Raw genomic sequence first — 17,357 nt, 5'->3', positions numbered from 1 at the left:
TGAGCCGCTGCGGCACAGCTATTGCTAAACACCACTCGTCGATCGCAACCCGACCGGCTGGCGGCCGAAAGCCGCCACTCGACGTGTCGCTGCGTGGGAGACCATGGCGGGGCCGGTTCAAGGCGATCTTTCGATAAGGAGAAGACAAAATGACGATCGGAACCATACTGCTGATTATCCTGATCTTGCTGCTGGTGGGCGCAATCCCGTCGTGGCCGCATAGCCGTAGCTGGGGTTACGGGCCGAGCGGTATCTTGGGCATCGTGCTGATCGTGGTCATCGTGCTGTTGCTCATGGGTCGCATATAACCGCCTGAACGGTTTGCAAACAACGTTCGAGACAGACCGCAAAACAAAAGGGGCGCTCAACCAATGTTGCGCGCCCCTTTTGTTTTGTAGCGAATCGATTCAAACCCGCGCTTCAAACCCGCATGACCTGTCCGTTTGGTTCGATCTTGCGCGGAATCACCGGTTCTGCCGGCTTGCGCGATGACGATGACGCCGACGGCCTGCTTGGTACCGCCGCAGCGCCCGCCGATTCGACCGTGCCTTTATCCGCCACCTGCTTGACGGCCGTGGCGCCTTTGCGTTTCTTCTTCGCCGTGCTCTGCGCGGTGTTCTGCGTCGGCACACGCGCCTTGTTCTTGGATTTCGTGGTCTGGACCTCGGGCGGATTCCAGACTTCCGTGTAACGCTCGGCAGCAATAGCCGTGGATGAACCGAGCAAGACAGCGATGGTAAGCAATGCGAGCTTCAAGAGGTCCGCTCCGTGAATTAGTGATCCGCTCTGCGCGAGAGGATGGCGTCGAGCGACCGCTCGGAAGTGTCCAGTTCCAGCAGCGCGGCGTCCAGTCGGTCGAGCGCGCGGGCGGCGAACTGGCCGTCTTGTTGGTCGTCCGGTTCGACGCGCGTGGCGTCGAAAGCCGCGTTGACGGCGCGTGTCGCGCGCATGAAACGTTCGAGCGCGGCGGCTTCGAGCGACTCGTTGCGTGGGTTCATCGGCAAACTCCTTGTTGCGGACAAGCTGTACGAATATACAGTAACGCGGAGGGATGCAAAACACTCCGCACACGGCGTGGCAAAAATGCCAAACATCGCTTGACCGCCGCGCGACCGCCGTTTCTCACGTTTGAAGGCGGCATTTCGCCGCGTGCATGTCGACAAGCATTCGCGTTAAGCCGCGCTTAATTTTTGACGCACAAACTCCAATCGCGCCCGAACCAGCGCCGCCTTCAACCGTTAGGCGGCGAGCCGATCAGATGAGGAATGTGCCATGCCCGCCAATACCGCCGCGCGTCAGTCATTTGCCAACATTGCATCGACGATGCGCAAGCAGTCCGCGCTCAAGCTTCAGGAATGCCGCCTGTCGGAGCCGGTCGAACCGCCGTGGGGAACGGCGTATCGGACGATCGAATGGTCGCTGAAAAGCGATCCGCGCGTGCAGCGACGGGTGGTTCCGGCCGACTGCACCGCCTCCGAACTGGCCGAGACACTACGGTCGCACGTGCCCGGCCGGTGCTACGGTCCATCGGACGAAGACTAAAAGCACCTTGTACTAATCCAGAAATGGACTATTATAAGTTTTAAGTTCCTTTAGAGACTCAAAGATAATGCCATCTGCTGCACGCATCGCCTCGCCGGAGAGTGGGCTTCCGCCGCCGCGTCTGGCTCCCGGCTTGGGCGAGCTATCCGCTGCCGGTCTGCGCGCTTTTTTGAACATCGCGCGGGACTGGTCGCTATCCATCGAAGAGCAGATCGTTTTGCTCGGCTCGCCGGGCCGCTCGACCTTCTTCAAATGGAAGAATGCGCCCGACTCGGCGCGGCTCACGCGCGACACACTCGAACGCCTTTCGCTGATTCTCGGCATCTACAAGGCGCTGCAGATTCTGCTTCCTGAGCCGGCCGCCGCCGATACCTGGATCAAACGCCCCAATACCGCGCCGCCGTTCGGCGGCAGACCTGCGCTTGCTCGCATGCTGGCGGGCAATATCAGCGACCTTCTGGCGGTTCGGCAATATCTGGATGCAATGCGAGGCGGATGGGCGTGATCGAAAACAAGGATGTGATTCAAGCCGCGGACTGGCGTACACGCTGGCCGCACGGCCAATTGGACTGGTCGCCGGCGTATCGGGTAATTCCCACGCGGTTTCCCGCCGTCAATCTGTTCGATCGCGTCGCGCGTCCGGAAGACTTCGAAGCGCTCTACGCGCTGGAAGCGATGACCAACGACCGCCTGCGTACCGAAGTCGGCGATCTCGATCTCGTTCCGCCCGACGAGCGCTGCTTCGGGCCGGGCTGCGGGCCGATCATGGCCGCGTTCACGCATCTGAACCCTAATGGCAGCCGCTTTTCCGACGGCAGCTACGGCGTGTTTTATTGCGGACGCGAACGGCAAACGGCTATCGCGGAGACGCGCTATCACTCGGGGCTATTTCTCGCTGCAACCAAGGAAGCGCCGCTTCGTCAGCAGATGCGCCTGTACACGGTGATCGCGCATGGCGAAGTAGTCGATCTGCGTGGGAATCGCATCGCGGAAGCGGGACTCGACGCGCGCATCCTCGATCCCGACGACTATGCGCCCGGCAAGGCGCTCGGACGCGCTATCCGGGCGGCGGGCGTGCCGGGCATTGCGTATCCGTCCGTGCGGGATACGCAGGGCGAATGTCTCGCCGCGCTGCACACCACGATGCTGCGCGACTGTCATCACGCGGCGTACCTGGAATACAACTGGAACGGCGAGACAGTCGACTATGTGTTCGAGTTGAATCAAGTGGGCTAGCGAATCAACTCATCGCCACGGCGGCCGGCGACCGCGTACGCGCGAGCTTCTTCGCGGCCGGCCGCGCCGCTTTCGGCCGAGTCTTGCGCGCCACGGTAGATACCGCTTGCGCCGCCGCGCTCTTGCCGCTCGCCTTCAAGCCGCCCGCACGCGCCTTTTTGCTCGATTCGGCGAGAAGGTTGGTCAGCCGCGCATCGTTCGGAACGGTACCCTTGCGGTTTTTGCGCGCGGCTTCGCGAGCGCGACGCTTCGCATCCTTTTCGAGGAAGATGGCAAGCGCAGCTTCGTCGGTCTTGAGGCCATGGCGACGCGACGCCGGCATCGATTCCGCCAGTTCGCCCGCTTCGAACGCCTCGATCACCGCCGGATGCACATAGCACTTGCGGCACACCGCCGGCGTATTGCGCAGCAGTTGCGACACTTCCTTGATGGTCCCGACGATGTGCTTGCGCGCCTCCGTCACCGTTTCCCATTGCAGCCGCCGCAGCGCCGCGAGCGCGAACACGCTGCCGGCCCACGTGCGATAGTCCTTCGCCGTGAAATCCGCGCCGGTGATCTCGCGCAGATAATCATTGATATCGGATGAACTCACCGCGTGGCGCTCGCCATCGGCATCGAGATATTGGAAAAGGTCTTGCCCCGGCAAATCCATGCAGCGCTTCACGATCTTGGCCACGCGCGCATCGCTGACGGAAACGTCGTGCTCGATCCCGCTCTTGCCGCGAAACCGGAAGCGCAGCGTCCCCGACGACACCTTCAAATGGCGCTTGAGCAGCGTTGTCAGTCCATACGACTGGTTTTCCCGCGCATATTCCTCGCTGCCAACGCGCACGAGCGTCGTATCGAGCAAGCGCACCACCGTCGCGAGCACCTTGTCGCGCGGCATGCCGTCGAGGGCAAGATCGCGCGTGACGCGGGCGCGCAGCTTAGGCAGCACCGCGCTGAACGCGAGCATGCGCTCGTATTTGGTGGCATCGCGCGTTTCGCGCCATTGCGGGTGATAGCGATATTGCTTGCGACCGCGCGCATCGCGGCCGGTGGCTTGCAAGTGGCCGTGCGCGTCCGGACAGATCCAGACATCGATATAAGCGGGCGGAATGGCCAGTGCGTTGATGCGGCGGATCTCCGCTTCATCGTCGATACGCTTGCCCTGCGTGTTGAAGAAGGCGAATTTCCCGTCGATCCATTCGCGCGTGTAGCCGCGACGCGAATCGTCCACATACCGAAGTCCGGGCGGCAGATCTTCGGGACAGCCTTGCGCGCCGCTGCCCGTAAGCACTTCGGCGACGCTCGCGCCGCCGCCTGCTTCATTACTTTTCGCAATCCGCGCCACGTCTGCCTCGCTTGTCTGCTCATGTTGATGGCAGGCTATCGAGCAACGTGCGTGCCTCGGGCACGTGCGCGATCAGGGCAGCGCCAGCTCCCGCGCGCCTTCGGAGGCGGCCCAGCGCTCTTTGACCGACCAGCGTTCATCGGTGCCCGGCTGGACGATGGTCAACCGCCCTTCCGATGCGAACGCGCCGGTATCGATAAAGATCTGCGCGCCGACTTGCTTGACCACGCGCTGCGGCGTGTGTCCGCAGTACGTGGGCGAAAGTCCGCGCTGGCGCGCCGGGTCCACGCTGCCGAGCGCCAGACCTCGGCCCCAAAGCATGTCGGTACGCGCCTGGTCGGAGAAATCGGCGGTGTCGAGATCGGCGTCGCTACCGAAAAATTCCGCGTGCAGCACGTTGAAGCGCCGCGCCCCGCTGCCGACTATTCGCACGAGCGGCAGCCTCGCCAAACGAATCGCGAGCGCTTCGAGCTGATCGTGCCCGAGCGTCTGCGCCCACGCCCCGCCAATGGCATACCACGCCTCGCGGCGCATGGTGCCGGTCGCGACCGCGATCAGCGATTCCTCGTGATTGCCCATCACCGGATAGAACCACGGCTTGTCGATCAGGTCGATGGCGGCGAGCGAATCCGTGCCGCGATCGATCAGATCGCCGACCGAGAACAGCCGGTCGCGGGCGCCGTCGAAGCCTATCTCGCGCAGGAGATAGCGCAGCGCGTCCACGCAGCCGTGCAGGTCGCCGACCACGAAATCGCGGCCAGTCTCGTTGGCTGGGTGCCGGCAAACGGCAGGTAAAGTAGGACCATTCATTCGAGCGATCTTAGCGTCAGTTAAACGGGGCGTGTGCGGCGTGGGTCGCTTTCATCACGCAAATGACGGTTGGAATACCGGTTCCCGGAATCTGCGTCACCCAAGGCTGGCTGAAAGGCGCGTCGGCAATAATCGCTGCGAAAGTCGCCCGCGCTCACGCCAACGCAAAAAGACAATGATCATTCTCCCAACCGTTTTGCGCAACCGCCCGCGCGCCCTGATCGGCCTTCTGGTCGGCATATCGGTCAGCGCGCTGATTCCCCTCGACGTCACGCCGACCGTGCGCGTCCTGATTGGCTGGGACACGGCCGTGTGGCTTTATCTGCTGCTCATCTGGATACAGATGGCGACCGCGGACCAGAGCAACGTGCAGCAACTCGCCGAGCGCGAAGACGAAAACGCGGCCGCCGTGCTGATGATCGTGAGCGTCGCGGCGCTGGCGAGTCTGGTTGCCATCGTCGTGGAACTATCGGCGGCAAAGAGCATGGGCTCGCATGGGCTGCCGAAGTATTTGCTGACGGGCGCGACCATGCTCGGCGCGTGGTTCCTCATCCCGACGATGTTCACGCTGCACTATGCACGCCACTACTATCGCTCGACCGAAGGCGAACCCGCGCTCCGATTTCCCGACCGGCATCTGAAGCCGGACTACTGGGACTTGCTGTACTTCTCCTTCACCATTGCGGTGGCATCGCAGACTTCCGATGTCGTCGTCTGCTCGAAGAGCGCGCGCAAGACGGCGCTCGCGCAATCGGTGCTTTCGTTCTTCTTCAATCTCGCGGTGCTCGGCCTTTCGGTCAATATCGCGGCGAGCATGGTCGGCGGCTGACGCATCCGCGCAACGCGACTGTCACACCTTCCAAATAAGCTGACCGTACGCCGCATGTAAAAACGCGGCGCGCGGCGCTGTCACTTTTACACGGCTCGAAATCCAGGGCTTCGGGCACCTTTAAGTCTGCTCATTCGCGACAAAGGCGGAAATGATCGTGGCGATACGCACACGTTTCGTGCGCGCATGGCACGGCGATTGCTGCACTGCGCCAGTGAATTAGATAGAAACCCTGATCAGCACCGCGAATGCGCGGCCCGGTATCCCGCTCTGGCATCGAAGAGCGCGAGGCCATCGCCACGCGACTTCCGCACTGGAGCCCACTTTGCCCTTGAACGTTCTGCTGGTCGCCTCCGAGGCCGTGCCACTCGCCAAAACCGGCGGTCTCGGCGACATGGTCAGCGCTTACGCCGCCGCGCTGCGTGAAGCCGGCGTCGATGCCACCATTCTCCTGCCCGCTTATCCAAACGCCATCGCCCAGGCGACCGATCTCGTCCGCGTCGCGGTGCTCACAGGCTTGCCTGGTGGCGACGGAACGCTCATACGTGGCCGCATGCCCGACACCGGCGTGCCGGTTTTGATGCTGCGCTGCGACGCGCTCTACGCCCGCACGGGTCTGTATCAGGACGCGCAAGGCCGCGATTATCCCGACAACGCCGTGCGCTTCGCGACGCTTTCGGCCGCCGCCGTGCGTATTGCGCAGGGTATCAAGGGCGTGAAAAAACCCGATATCGTCCATGCGCACGACTGGCACACCGGCCTCACGCCGCTCTTGATGAAAGATGCGGGCGTGCACGCGAAAAGCGTATTTACGATCCACAATCTGGCATTCCAGGGCAATTACGCGCTCTCGCTTGGTGCGTCGCTCGGCGTGCCGCAAAAGTGGCTGGCAAATGCGTTGACCGATCCGCAAAGCATCGAGTTCTATGGCGCGCTCAGTCTGATGAAAGCCGGCATCGTCCATAGCGACAAAGTGACGACCGTCAGCGAAACCTACGCGCGCGAAATTCTGACGCCGCGCTTCGGCCATCTGATGGAAGGCGTGCTGCAAAGCTGTAAGGACAAGCTGTCGGGCGTGGTGAACGGCATCGACGAAGAGACGTGGAATCCGGCTAGCGATCCCCTGATCGAGCGCAACTATTCCTTCGACGATATGCGCGGCAAGCACGCTTGCAAGCGGACCTTGCAGCGCATGTTCGGCCTGCCGGTCGATCCGTTCGCGCCGCTGATGGCAATCGGCAGCCGCATGACCGGTCAAAAGCTCGCCGATGTCGTGCTCGATGCACTGCCGCGTCTGCTCGAAAAGCATCCGCGTCTGCAACTCGCGGTGATCGGCAAGGGCGAATCGCACATCGAGAAAGGTTTCAGGCGGCTTGCGCAAGAGTTTCCCGATCGCGTGGGTGTGCGGATCGGCTATGACGAGCGGCGCGCGCATGCACTGCACGCGGGCGCGGACATTCTCCTGCATGGCAGCCGCTTCGAGCCTTGCGGCCTCACGCAACTCTACGCGATGCGCTATGGCACCCTGCCCGTCGCGTCGCGCGTGGGCGGTCTGGCGGATACCATCGTCGACGCCGCCGAAGCCGCCGTGCGCGAAACCGTCTATCTGCGCGACGGCACATACGACACGCCGATCGCCATCGAGGAAACGTCGGCGGCGCCGACGGGCTTCCTCTTCGAAGGCGAATCCGCGGAAGATGTCGTGCAGGCCGCGAGCCGCGCCACCGACGCCTACATGCGCCCGCAGACCTGGCGCGAACTTCAGCGCAACGCCATGTCGTGCGACTTCGGCTGGCGCGAAGCCGTGGCGAAGATGGTTGCGCTCTATGTCGATCTCAGCGGCCTCAAGCCGAGCAAGACCGCCTTGCGTACCCGCCGTATTGCCGATGCCGCTTCGCAAGCCGCGCATCCGGCCATTCTCGAGACAGCCGAGCGCCTCGTCGCGCGCACTGCCTGAGCCCAAGCCTCGAAGCTATTGCACGGCAGCGTCGTCACGTCAGACGCAATGGCATTCGGGGCGCGGCACGCTACGTGCTCCAACCCCCCATGCGAAGCCCCGAAGGAAACTCTTGGGGGGCCGTGGCGCCCACCGGCGAGATGCACTCTCGCGCCGGTGCCTCGCGATACGCGACGCGGGCCAGTGTCGATACCGGCGGTACTGTGTTATCCATGTGTCGATACGTCTTGGCCCGTGACGCGTGCACAAACGACACGCGTCGTGATATATGGACCGACGCGTTGCCAGTTTGGCCCGTGAGCGTGATCGCGATTCAAAGCCCGCATCCCCGCCACCGCAGGACGACTCTGGAAAAGACGAACGATGGAAAACCATCAAGCTCATCATGCGTATGCGCCTCGTATCTACTTCATCGATCCCCTTCTCGTCGGCCCCTTGCCGAACTGGCCAGCTCAGTTCGAGCACGCAGCGGCGCTGGGCTTCGATCACGTCCTGATCGGCTCGCCGTTCGCGCCCGGAAGCAACGGGCATCGCGAGGCAGTTGCCGATCATCATCAACTTCACGCTGTTTTTGAATCCGACGCGAGCGCTGCGGACGGTCTGCGCCAGCTCGCCGATATCGCCACGAAGCACAAGCTGACCTTGCTCGTCGATATCGTGATCGACCGCGTCAGTGCCGAAGGCGGTCTTTATCAGGACAACAAGCATTGGTTCGAGCCGTTCGAGAGCGCGGATGCGCGGCTCGATCCGCGTCGCGCGCCCAGTCAGCGCGATGTCGCGCAGGCAAGGTTCGGCGATGGCGAGGCGGCGCATCATCTGACCGAGTGGTGGGCGAAGGAATTGTGTCTGCTCGCGGACGCGGGCGTTGGCGGCTTTCGCTTCGACTCGCCGCATGCGGTGCCCGCGCACGTGTGGCGGCGTCTGGGCGCGGCAGTGCGCGAGAAACATCCGCAAACCCGTTGGCTCGCATGGACGGTCGGCCTCACGCGTCACGATCTGCATGGACTGAGCGACGCCGGCTTCGACGCGGTCTTCGCCTCCACGCGCTGGTGGGACTATCGCAGCGCGTGGCTCACGGACGAACACGCGGCGCTCGCGCGCATTGCATCGCCGATCACGTTTCCGGAAGAGCCGTACGGCGCGCGTCTCATCAGCGAATTGAGCGATACCAGCGATACCGCGCTCGTCGAACGCGCCTATAACCGCTCGCTCTTCACCGCGACCGCGCTCGGCACCGGTCTGCTCGTGCCGATGGGCTTCGAATACGGTGTGCCCTTGCCGATGTCGCCGCAATACGGCGTCGCGGCGGAATATCAGCGCGCGAAAAGCGAAGCGCGCTTCGACCTGTCGAGTCAGGTCAAGCGCGCGAACGCATTGCAGCGCGATACCGGCACGCTCGAAAGCGTCGGCGAATTGCGCGCGCTGACCGGCGCGGGCACGCCCTACGCCGCGTTGATTCGCTCCGACAGCGCGGACCTGCGCCGCAGCGATTCGGCGATTCTCGCGATCTTCAATCCCGATCTCGTCGCGCCGGTGCATGTCGATACCCTGCATCTGCTCGAATCGGTGCCGGGCAATTACACGCGTTTCGCGCCGCTCGACGACGCCAAGGCGAAGCCCGAACGTCTCTTGCCGTTCACCCTGAAAGCGGGCGATGTACGCTTGTTCCGCGCCGAAGCCGAGCCTTTCATCCTGCTCGCGCAGCCGCAAGTCAAGCGAGGCGCGAAGAGCGCCGATAAAAAGTCGGTGGCCGAAGCGATCTCCGCGCCGCGGGTGTCTATCGAGAGCGTCACGCCTTCGGTCGATAACGGGCGCTTTCCGGCAAAGCGTATCGTGGGCGAAGCCGTGCAGATTCAGGCGGCGATCTTCGCCGAAGGTCACGACAAGATCGCCGCCGCCGTGCAATGGCGTGCCGCCGACGAAACCGAATGGCACGAAGCGCCGATGACCGCCGTGCTCCCGCTCGGCAACGACTTGTGGACCACGCGCATTCCGCTCGAACGCGTGGGCCGTCACGAATTCGTCGTGATGGCATGGCGCGACGATTTCGCCTCGCTCACCGACCACATGTCGAAGAAGCTGAAGGCCGGGCAAACCGTCGAACTCGAACTAGAGGAAGTGCGGCATCTGTTCGCGCTGATCCTCGCCGAAGTGAAGACGGTCGAGGAGTCGGATAGCGCGCCGCTGGAGAAGATCGTCAAGGAGTTCGCCAAGGCCGATGCCGCGCGCAAGCTCGAACTTGCGCTCGCGCCCGCAACCGCCAAGGCCATCGCGGCGGCGCGCCACCGGCCGTTTCTGTCGCGCGACCCGGTGGTGTATCGCATCGACTCGGAGCGCGCGGCGGCCCGCTTCGCAAGCTGGTACGAGATCTTCCCGCGTTCGATGAGCGACGACGTGAATCGTCACGGCACGTTCATCGACGTGATCGGCAAGATGCCGCGCATCCGCGAGATGGGTTTCGACGTGCTCTATTTTCCGCCGATTCATCCTATCGGCATTGCCAACCGCAAGGGCAAGAACAATTCGCTGACGGCCGAGCCGGGCGATGTCGGCAGCCCTTACGCTATCGGCGGCAAGGAAGGCGGACACACGGCGGTGCATCCGGAACTGGGCAATCTCGACGACTTCAAGCGCATGCTCGACGCCGCGCATGAACACGGCCTCGAGATCGCGCTCGACTTCGCCGTGCAATGCTCGCCGGATCACCCGTGGCTGAAGGAGCATCCGACGTGGTTCGCATGGCGTCCGGACGGCACGCTGCGTTATGCCGAGAATCCGCCTAAGAAGTATCAGGACATCGTGAATCCGGACTTTTATGCGCAGGACGCCAAGCCCGATCTTTGGCTTGGGCTGCGCGACGTGTTCCTGCACTGGATTGCGGCGGGCGTGCGCATTTTCCGGATCGATAACCCGCATACCAAGCCGTTCCCGTTCTGGGAATGGGTGATCGGCGACGTGCGTGCGCGTCACCCCGACGTGATCTTCCTCGCCGAAGCCTTCACGCGTCCGCGCGTGATGAACCGTCTGGCGAAGCTCGGCTTCTCGCAGTCGTACACGTACTTCACGTGGCGCGAGTCGAAGCGCGATTTCATCGAGTACATGCACGATCTCACGCAGACCGATGCAAAGGAATTTTTCCGGCCGAATTTCTTCGTCAACACGCCGGACATCAACCCACGCTTCTTGCAGAGCTCGGGACGTCCGGGCTTCGTGATCCGCGCGGCGCTGGCGGCAACGCTCTCCGGGCTCTGGGGCGTGTATAGCGGCTTCGAACTGTGCGAGGCAGCCGCGCTGCCGAACAGCGAGGAATATCTCGACTCCGAGAAGTATCAGCTGCGCGCGTGGGACTGGAACCGGCCCGGCAATATCGTCACCGAAGTGACGGCGCTCAATCGCATCCGCCGCGCGAATCCAGCGTTGCAGACGCATCTCGGCGTGAACTTCCTGCCCGCGCATAACGACAAGATCCTGTTCTTCGAAAAGGCGAACGAGTCGCGCGACAACGTGGTGCTCGTCGCGATCAACCTCGATCCGTTCAACGAACAGGGCGCGGATATCGAACTGCCGTGGCAGACGCTCGAACGCTGGGGCGTCAACGAATGGGATGCGATCGCCGTGGAGGATCAGGTCACGGGCGATCGGTTCGAATGGCGCGGACGGCGCCAGCATGTGCGGCTCAATCCGCATTCGCTGCCGTTCGCGATCTGGCGCATTTCGCCGACCTGGGGACTGCCCAAGCCGCAACCGAACGAATAAAGATGCACTCATCCGGCGACCTACGAGACGCCGCGAACCAAAAACAAGGGCGGCAGCAAGCCCGCAAAGCGCATGGAGCAAACCGTGGATACAAGGGTGAAGCGCAACAAGACTTCGCAAGTCAGCGACGATCCGCTCTGGTACAAGGACGCGATCATTTATCAGGTTCACATCAAGTCGTTCTTCGATGCGAACAACGACGGCATCGGCGATTTTCCCGGCCTGCTCGCAAAGCTCGATTACATCGCGGAACTTGGCGTCGATGCGATCTGGCTGCTGCCGTTCTATCCGTCGCCACGCCGCGACGATGGCTATGACATCGCCGACTATCGCAACGTGCATCCGGACTACGGCACGCTCGGCGATGTCCGCCGCTTCATTCAGGAAGCGCACGCGCGCGGCATTCGCGTGATCACCGAACTCGTCATCAATCACACTTCGGACCAGCATCCTTGGTTTCAGCGCGCGCGTCGTGCGAAGCCGGGATCGAACCATCGCAACTACTACGTCTGGTCCGATACGGACAAGAAGTACGAAGAGACGCGCATCATCTTCATCGACTCGGAGCCGTCCAACTGGACGCACGATCCGGTCGCGGGTCAGTACTACTGGCACCGCTTCTATTCGCACCAGCCCGATCTGAACTTCGACAACCCGGCGGTCATCAAGGAAGTGCTGAGCGTGATGCGCTTCTGGTTGGACATGGGCATCGACGGGTTGCGGCTGGACGCGGTGCCGTATCTCGTCGAACGCGAGGGCACCAACAACGAGAATCTGCCCGAGACGCACCAGATCCTGAAGAAGATTCGCGCGACCATCGACGCGGAGTACCCGAACCGCATGCTGCTCGCGGAAGCGAACCAGTGGCCGGAAGACGTGAAGGAATACTTCGGCGATGAAGACGAATGCCACATGGCGTTCCACTTCCCGCTGATGCCGCGCATCTACATGTCGATTGCGAGCGAAGACCGCTTCCCGATCACCGACATCATGCGGCAGACGCCGGACCTGGGCGTGACGAATCAGTGGGCGATCTTTCTGCGCAACCACGACGAACTCACGCTCGAAATGGTCACGGACTCCGAGCGCGACTACTTGTGGAACACGTATGCAAGCGACCGCCGCGCGCGTCTGAACCTCGGCATTCGACGCCGGCTCGCGCCGCTGATGGAGCGCGACCGCCGCCGTATCGAGCTGATCAATTCGTTGCTGTTGTCGATGCCGGGCACGCCCGTGATCTATTACGGCGACGAACTCGGCATGGGCGACAACATCCACCTCGGCGACCGCGATGGCGTGCGTACGCCGATGCAATGGTCGTCCGACCGCAACGGCGGATTCTCGCGCGCCGACCCAGAACAACTCGTGCTGCCGCCGGTGATGGGTTCGCTGTATGGCTACGACGCGGTGAACGTGGAATCGCAAAGCCGCGATCCGCATTCGCTTTTGAACTGGACGCGCAAGATGCTGGCCGTGCGCCGCTCGAAGCACGCGTTCGGCCGCGGCACGATCCGCTTTCTGCGGCCGAATAATCGCAAGATCCTGGCGTATCTGCGCGAGCTCGAAGGCGAGCCGCCGATTCTCTGCGTGGCCAATCTGTCGCGCGCGCCGCAAGCGGTGGAACTGGATCTGTCGGAATTCGCCGGCTCCGTGCCGCTGGAAATGACGGCGGACTCGCCGTTCCCGGCCATCGGTCAGTTGACGTATCTGCTGACTTTCCCGCCCTACGGCTTCCTGTGGTTCCAGCTTTGCCCGGGCAACATGCGTCCGGCCTGGTCGCAAGCGCCTTCGGAGCAACTGCCCGAATTCGTCACGATGGTGATTCGCGCCGGTCAAACCGGTCCGACGCCGGAAAATGTGCGTTTGCTCGAATCGGAAGTGCTGCCTTCGTATTTGAGCAAGCGCCGCTGGTTTGCGTCGAAGGATCAGAAGCTGCATGCGGTTCGTCTCGCCGCGCTCACGACGATCGAAGGCGCGGGCTTTGCGTTCACGGAAATCGAAGCCGATGTCGGCGATCACACCGAGCGCTACGTGCTGCCGCTTTCCATTGCGTGGGGCACGGAAACGACCTCGCCGCTTTATATGCAACTCGCGCTGGCGCGAGCGCGGCGGAATCGCGTGATCGGACATATCACCGATGCCTTCGCTGTGCCGAACTTCACCTACGGCATTTTGCGCAAACTGAAGGAACGCGCGGTCGTGCCGACGGTGCAGAAAAGCGAGATCCGCTTCATTCCGACCGAACGGCTCGATGCACTCGACTTCAATCCGGTCGAGCCGCCGGAAATCCGCTGGCTCGCCGCCGAGCAGAGCAATAGCTCGCTCGTGATCGGCGACACGGTGGTGCTGAAGCTGGTGCGGCGCGTGGTTGGCGGCATTCACCCGGAAGCGGAGATGAGCCGTTATCTGACCAAGCTCGGCTACGCGAACACCGGCCCGCTGTATGGCGAAGTGGTGCGTGTCGATCCGCAAGGCGTGCCGCACACGCTCGTCATTCTGCAAGGCTTCATCGACAATCAGGGCGATGCGTGGAACTATGCGCTCGACTATCTGCGCCGCACGGTGGATGAACTCGCGGTCACGTTCGACTCCGAAGAGCACACGCCCGAGCGCGACGCGCAGGAGCAAGGCTTTATCGGCTACGGCAACATTGCGGGCATCATCGGCAAGCGGCTCGGCGAACTGCATGTGGCGCTTGCCTCGCCAACCGACGACGAAGCGTTCGCACCGCGCCGCGCCACGCCGGAAGACGTTCAGGGCTGGCTGAAAGGCACGTTGCAACTGCTGGAAACGGCGCTCGACATCCTCGCGCAGAAGATCGGCGATTTCAGCGAGCACGACCGCTTCCTCGCGCAGAGTCTGCTCGATCGCCGTGACCTGCTGGTGGATGCAGTGAAGAAGCTCGTCTCGGACAATGCCGATGCGTTGTGCATCCGCATTCACGGTGACTTCCATCTGGGTCAGGTGCTGATGGCTCAGGGCGATGCGTATCTCATCGACTTCGAAGGCGAGCCCGCGCGTCCGCTCGAGGAACGCCGCAACAAGACGAGCCCGCTGCGCGATGTCGCCGGTCTCTTGCGCTCGCTTTCGTATGCGAGCGCCGCCGCGCAACCGACGACGGAAAATGCGCCCGCGCAAACCGCCGACCGCAAGCGCGCGCTGTTCGAGCGACTGCGCGCGTTCGCCGAGGAAAGCTTCTTGCGCGAGTACGTGGCAGCAATTGCGGAATCGCCCGAGCCGATCGCCGGCGAAAGCGTCTTCCCGGCCCTGCTCGATCTCTTCCTGATCGAAAAGGCCGCCTACGAAATCCGCTACGAAGCAGCGAACCGGCCGACCTGGATCGGCCTTCCGTTGCGGGGCCTCGCGTCGCTCGCGAGCCGCCTGCTTGGCGACACGGGCGTTCCGCCCGCGCCCGGCACGCGACCCGTGTTCAACGCCACCAAGGACAATCCGGATGGAACCCACCATGAATAATCGTAGCGATCCCGGAGCGGATACCCGAAACCCGGCGCACGGCCTCAGTCCGCTCGACATCGACGCCATCGTCGAGGCGCGCCATCCCGATTCGTTCTCGGTCCTCGGCATGCATCAGACCGACCTCGGGCATGTGGTGCGTGTGTTCCTGCCAAACGCGGCGGGCGCAAATGTCGTCGATGCCGCGAGCGGCGAAGTGCTCGGCCATCTCGCGCGCATTCACGATTCAGGTCTGTTCGCGGGCTTCGTGGAGCGGCCGGCGGCGTATCGTCTGCAAATCGACTGGCATGGCACGCCGCAGGAAACGCACGATACGTATTCCTTCGGCCCCGTTCTCTCCGAAGACTGGCTCAACCGCCTTTCGGCCGCCGACCCTTACGCGGTGCTCGAATGCATGGGCTCGCGTCCGGTCACGCATGGCGGCGTGGCGGGCGCGCGCTTCGCGGTCTGGGCGCCGAATGCACGGCGTGTCTCGGTGGTCGGCGACTTCAACACGTGGGACGGCCGCCGTCATCCAATGCGCCTGCGTCACAACGCGGGTGTGTGGGAACTGTTCGTGCCGGGCATCGGCGCGGGCACGCGCTACAAGTACGAGATCGTCACGCGCGACGGCCATACGCTGCCGCTGAAAGCCGACCCGTGCGCGATGCAGAGCGAGAAGCCGCCATCGACGGCATCGGTGGTGGCGGACGCGGATGCCATCGACCATTACGCATGGACCGACGCCGAATGGATGGAGACTCGCGGGAGCCGTCAGACGGCGCAATCGCCGATCACCATTTACGAAGCGCACGCCGAGTCGTGGCTGCGCGTGCCCGAAGATGCGAATCGCGGCATGAACTGGCACGAGCTTGCCGAGCGCCTGATTCCGTACGCGAAGGGCATGGGCTTCACGCACCTCGAATTCATGCCGATTGCCGAGCATCCGTTCGGCGGATCGTGGGGGTATCAGCCGCTTGGCCAGTTTGCGCCGTCCGCGCGCTTCGGCACGCCGGAGCAGTTCGCGGAGTTCGTGAATCGCGCGCACGAGGCGGGGCTGGGCGTGATCATCGACTGGGTGCCGGCGCATTTTCCGAACGACGCGCACGGCCTCGTGCAGTTCGACGGCACGCCGCTTTACGAGCACGCCGATCCGCGCGAGGGCTATCACCAAGACTGGAACACGATGATCTACAACCTCGGCCGCAACGAGGTGAGCGCGTTCCTGCTTGCGTCGGGGCTTGCGTGGTTGAAGCGCTATCACGTCGATGGCTTGCGGGTGGATGCCGTGGCGTCGATGCTGTATCGCGACTATTCGCGCAAGGCAGGCGAATGGGTGCCGAACATGTACGGCGGGCGCGAGAATCTCGAATCGATCCAGTTCTTGAAGCGTCTGAACCATGAAGTGCGGTATATCCCGAACACGCCGGGCGCGATCACGATCGCCGAGGAATCGACGGCCTGGCCGGGCGTGACGGCAAGCGTCGAGAGCGGCGGTCTCGGGTTCGACTTCAAGTGGAACATGGGCTGGATGCACGACTCCCTGCACTACATGGAGGAAGATCCGGTGTATCGGCAGTATCACCATCACCTCTATACGTTCGGGATGGTCTATGCGTACTCCGAGCGCTTCGTGCTGCCTCTTTCGCACGATGAAGTGGTGCATGGCAAGGGGTCGCTCATCGGCAAGATGCCGGGCGATCTCTGGCAGAAGTTCGCGAATTTGCGCGCTTACTTCGGCTTCATGTGGACGCATCCGGGCAAGAAGCTGCTGTTCATGGGCGGCGAGTTCGGGCAGTTTGCCGAGTTCAACCACGACGCGACGCCGCATTGGCACTTGCTCGACGATCCCTATCACGGCGGCGTGCAAAAACTCGTGCGCGATTTGAACCTGCTGTATGTCGGCGAAGCGGCGTTGCATAAGCTGGATTGCGATCCGCGCGGCTTCGAGTGGATCGTCGGCGACGACAGCGGCAATAGCGTGTTTGCTTATCGGCGGACGGATGCCGAAGGGCGCGAACTCGTGGTCGTCTGCAATATGACGCCCGTGCCGCGCCAGGGGTATCGCATCGGCTTGCCGCGTGGCGGGCGATGGAGCGAGGTGCTCAATTCCGACGCCGGGATTTATGGCGGGTCCAATATGGGCAATGGCGGGGTCATTCATGCGGATGATTACCCTTCGCACGGAAAGGAGCAGTCAGCCGCGTTGACGTTGCCACCTTTGGCTACCATTGTTTTGCGGGCCGATTGACGGTTCTTTCCGGGCGTTGCGGAAGGAGGCGCGCTGGTTTGTTCGTGTCTTCTTCCGCCTAGGCGTTTATGGGGCCTTGCTGGCGGTTTCTTTTTTCTTGAGCGTTCGGGAAAGTCGAGCCGCTGGCTTGCGTTTTTGTTCGGTAACCGTCTCCCCGGCGGCTACTGAGAACGCTGCAAGCTAACGGCTC

The 17,357-nt window shown here is 62.9% G+C and carries 13 protein-coding genes; 9 read left to right on the top strand and 4 right to left on the bottom strand.

The features are described 5' to 3' along the window. Positions 1-149: 149 nt before the first annotated feature. Complete coding sequence (locus tag NCT04_RS16115; protein ID WP_244829161.1) at positions 150-308, top strand: DUF3309 family protein; 159 nt, start codon at positions 150-152, stop codon at positions 306-308. Positions 309-420: 112 nt separating this feature from the next. On the opposite strand, the gene NCT04_RS16110 is transcribed toward NCT04_RS16115, so the two are convergent. Both NCT04_RS16110 and NCT04_RS16105 read right to left on the bottom strand, forming a co-directional pair. Then, complete coding sequence (locus NCT04_RS16110) at positions 421-756, bottom strand: hypothetical protein (protein WP_250466505.1); 336 nt, start codon at positions 754-756, stop codon at positions 421-423. A gap of 17 nt (positions 757-773) precedes the next feature. Then, positions 774-998, bottom strand: coding sequence for a hypothetical protein (locus NCT04_RS16105; RefSeq protein ID WP_250466504.1), 225 nt, complete (start codon positions 996-998; stop codon positions 774-776). Positions 999-1,272: 274 nt separating this feature from the next. Between NCT04_RS16105 and NCT04_RS16100 the strand changes: the two genes are divergently transcribed. From NCT04_RS16100 to NCT04_RS16090, 3 genes are all read left to right on the top strand, one after another. Next, positions 1,273-1,542 (top strand): DUF2866 domain-containing protein, encoded by a 270-nt coding sequence (locus NCT04_RS16100; protein ID WP_244829158.1) that lies wholly within the window; start codon positions 1,273-1,275, stop codon positions 1,540-1,542. A gap of 67 nt (positions 1,543-1,609) precedes the next feature. After that, entirely contained in the window at positions 1,610-2,047 is a 438-nt protein-coding gene (locus NCT04_RS16095) for an MbcA/ParS/Xre antitoxin family protein (RefSeq protein WP_250466503.1), read from the top strand. Continuing rightward, positions 2,047-2,778, top strand: coding sequence for an RES family NAD+ phosphorylase (locus tag NCT04_RS16090; RefSeq protein ID WP_370652224.1), 732 nt, complete (start codon positions 2,047-2,049; stop codon positions 2,776-2,778). The genes NCT04_RS16095 and NCT04_RS16090 overlap by 1 nt, the downstream gene beginning before the upstream one ends. A gap of 4 nt (positions 2,779-2,782) precedes the next feature. Here NCT04_RS16090 and NCT04_RS16085 read toward each other — a convergent pair whose 3' ends face one another. Beyond that, positions 2,783-4,111, bottom strand: coding sequence for a DNA topoisomerase IB (locus NCT04_RS16085; protein WP_250466502.1), 1,329 nt, complete (start codon positions 4,109-4,111; stop codon positions 2,783-2,785). Positions 4,112-4,183: 72 nt separating this feature from the next. Beyond that, on the bottom strand, positions 4,184-4,921 hold the full coding sequence (locus tag NCT04_RS16080) for a metallophosphoesterase (RefSeq protein WP_250466501.1): 738 nt from the start codon (positions 4,919-4,921) through the stop codon (positions 4,184-4,186). Between the two features lie 175 nt (positions 4,922-5,096). Here NCT04_RS16080 and NCT04_RS16075 point away from each other — a divergent pair, with 175 nt between their 5' ends. From NCT04_RS16075 to glgB, 5 genes are all read left to right on the top strand, one after another. Then, positions 5,097-5,750 carry a DUF1345 domain-containing protein gene (locus NCT04_RS16075; RefSeq protein ID WP_244829153.1) on the top strand — a complete coding sequence of 218 codons (654 nt, stop codon included), beginning with the start codon at positions 5,097-5,099 and terminating at the stop codon, positions 5,748-5,750. A 325-nt stretch (positions 5,751-6,075) separates the two neighbouring features. After that, a complete protein-coding gene (gene glgA / locus NCT04_RS16070; protein ID WP_250466500.1) occupies positions 6,076-7,707 on the top strand; it encodes a glycogen synthase GlgA in 1,632 nt (543 codons plus the stop codon). 363 nt (positions 7,708-8,070) lie between these two features. Continuing rightward, on the top strand, positions 8,071-11,463 hold the full coding sequence (locus NCT04_RS16065; RefSeq protein ID WP_244829151.1) for a maltotransferase domain-containing protein: 3,393 nt from the start codon (positions 8,071-8,073) through the stop codon (positions 11,461-11,463). 72 nt (positions 11,464-11,535) lie between these two features. Beyond that, positions 11,536-14,937, top strand: coding sequence for a maltose alpha-D-glucosyltransferase (gene treS / locus NCT04_RS16060; RefSeq protein WP_250466499.1), 3,402 nt, complete (start codon positions 11,536-11,538; stop codon positions 14,935-14,937). Beyond that, complete coding sequence (glgB, locus tag NCT04_RS16055; protein WP_250466498.1) at positions 14,930-17,167, top strand: 1,4-alpha-glucan branching protein GlgB; 2,238 nt, start codon at positions 14,930-14,932, stop codon at positions 17,165-17,167. The genes treS and glgB overlap by 8 nt, the downstream gene beginning before the upstream one ends. The last annotated feature ends 190 nt before the right edge of the window (positions 17,168-17,357 follow it).

Origin of the sequence: Caballeronia sp. GAFFF2 (genome assembly GCF_023631485.1) — a bacterium.
GTDB lineage: Bacteria > Pseudomonadota > Gammaproteobacteria > Burkholderiales > Burkholderiaceae > Caballeronia.
The sequence above is the reverse complement of the archived record's forward strand: the minus strand, read 5'-3'. Positions and strand labels throughout refer to the sequence as shown.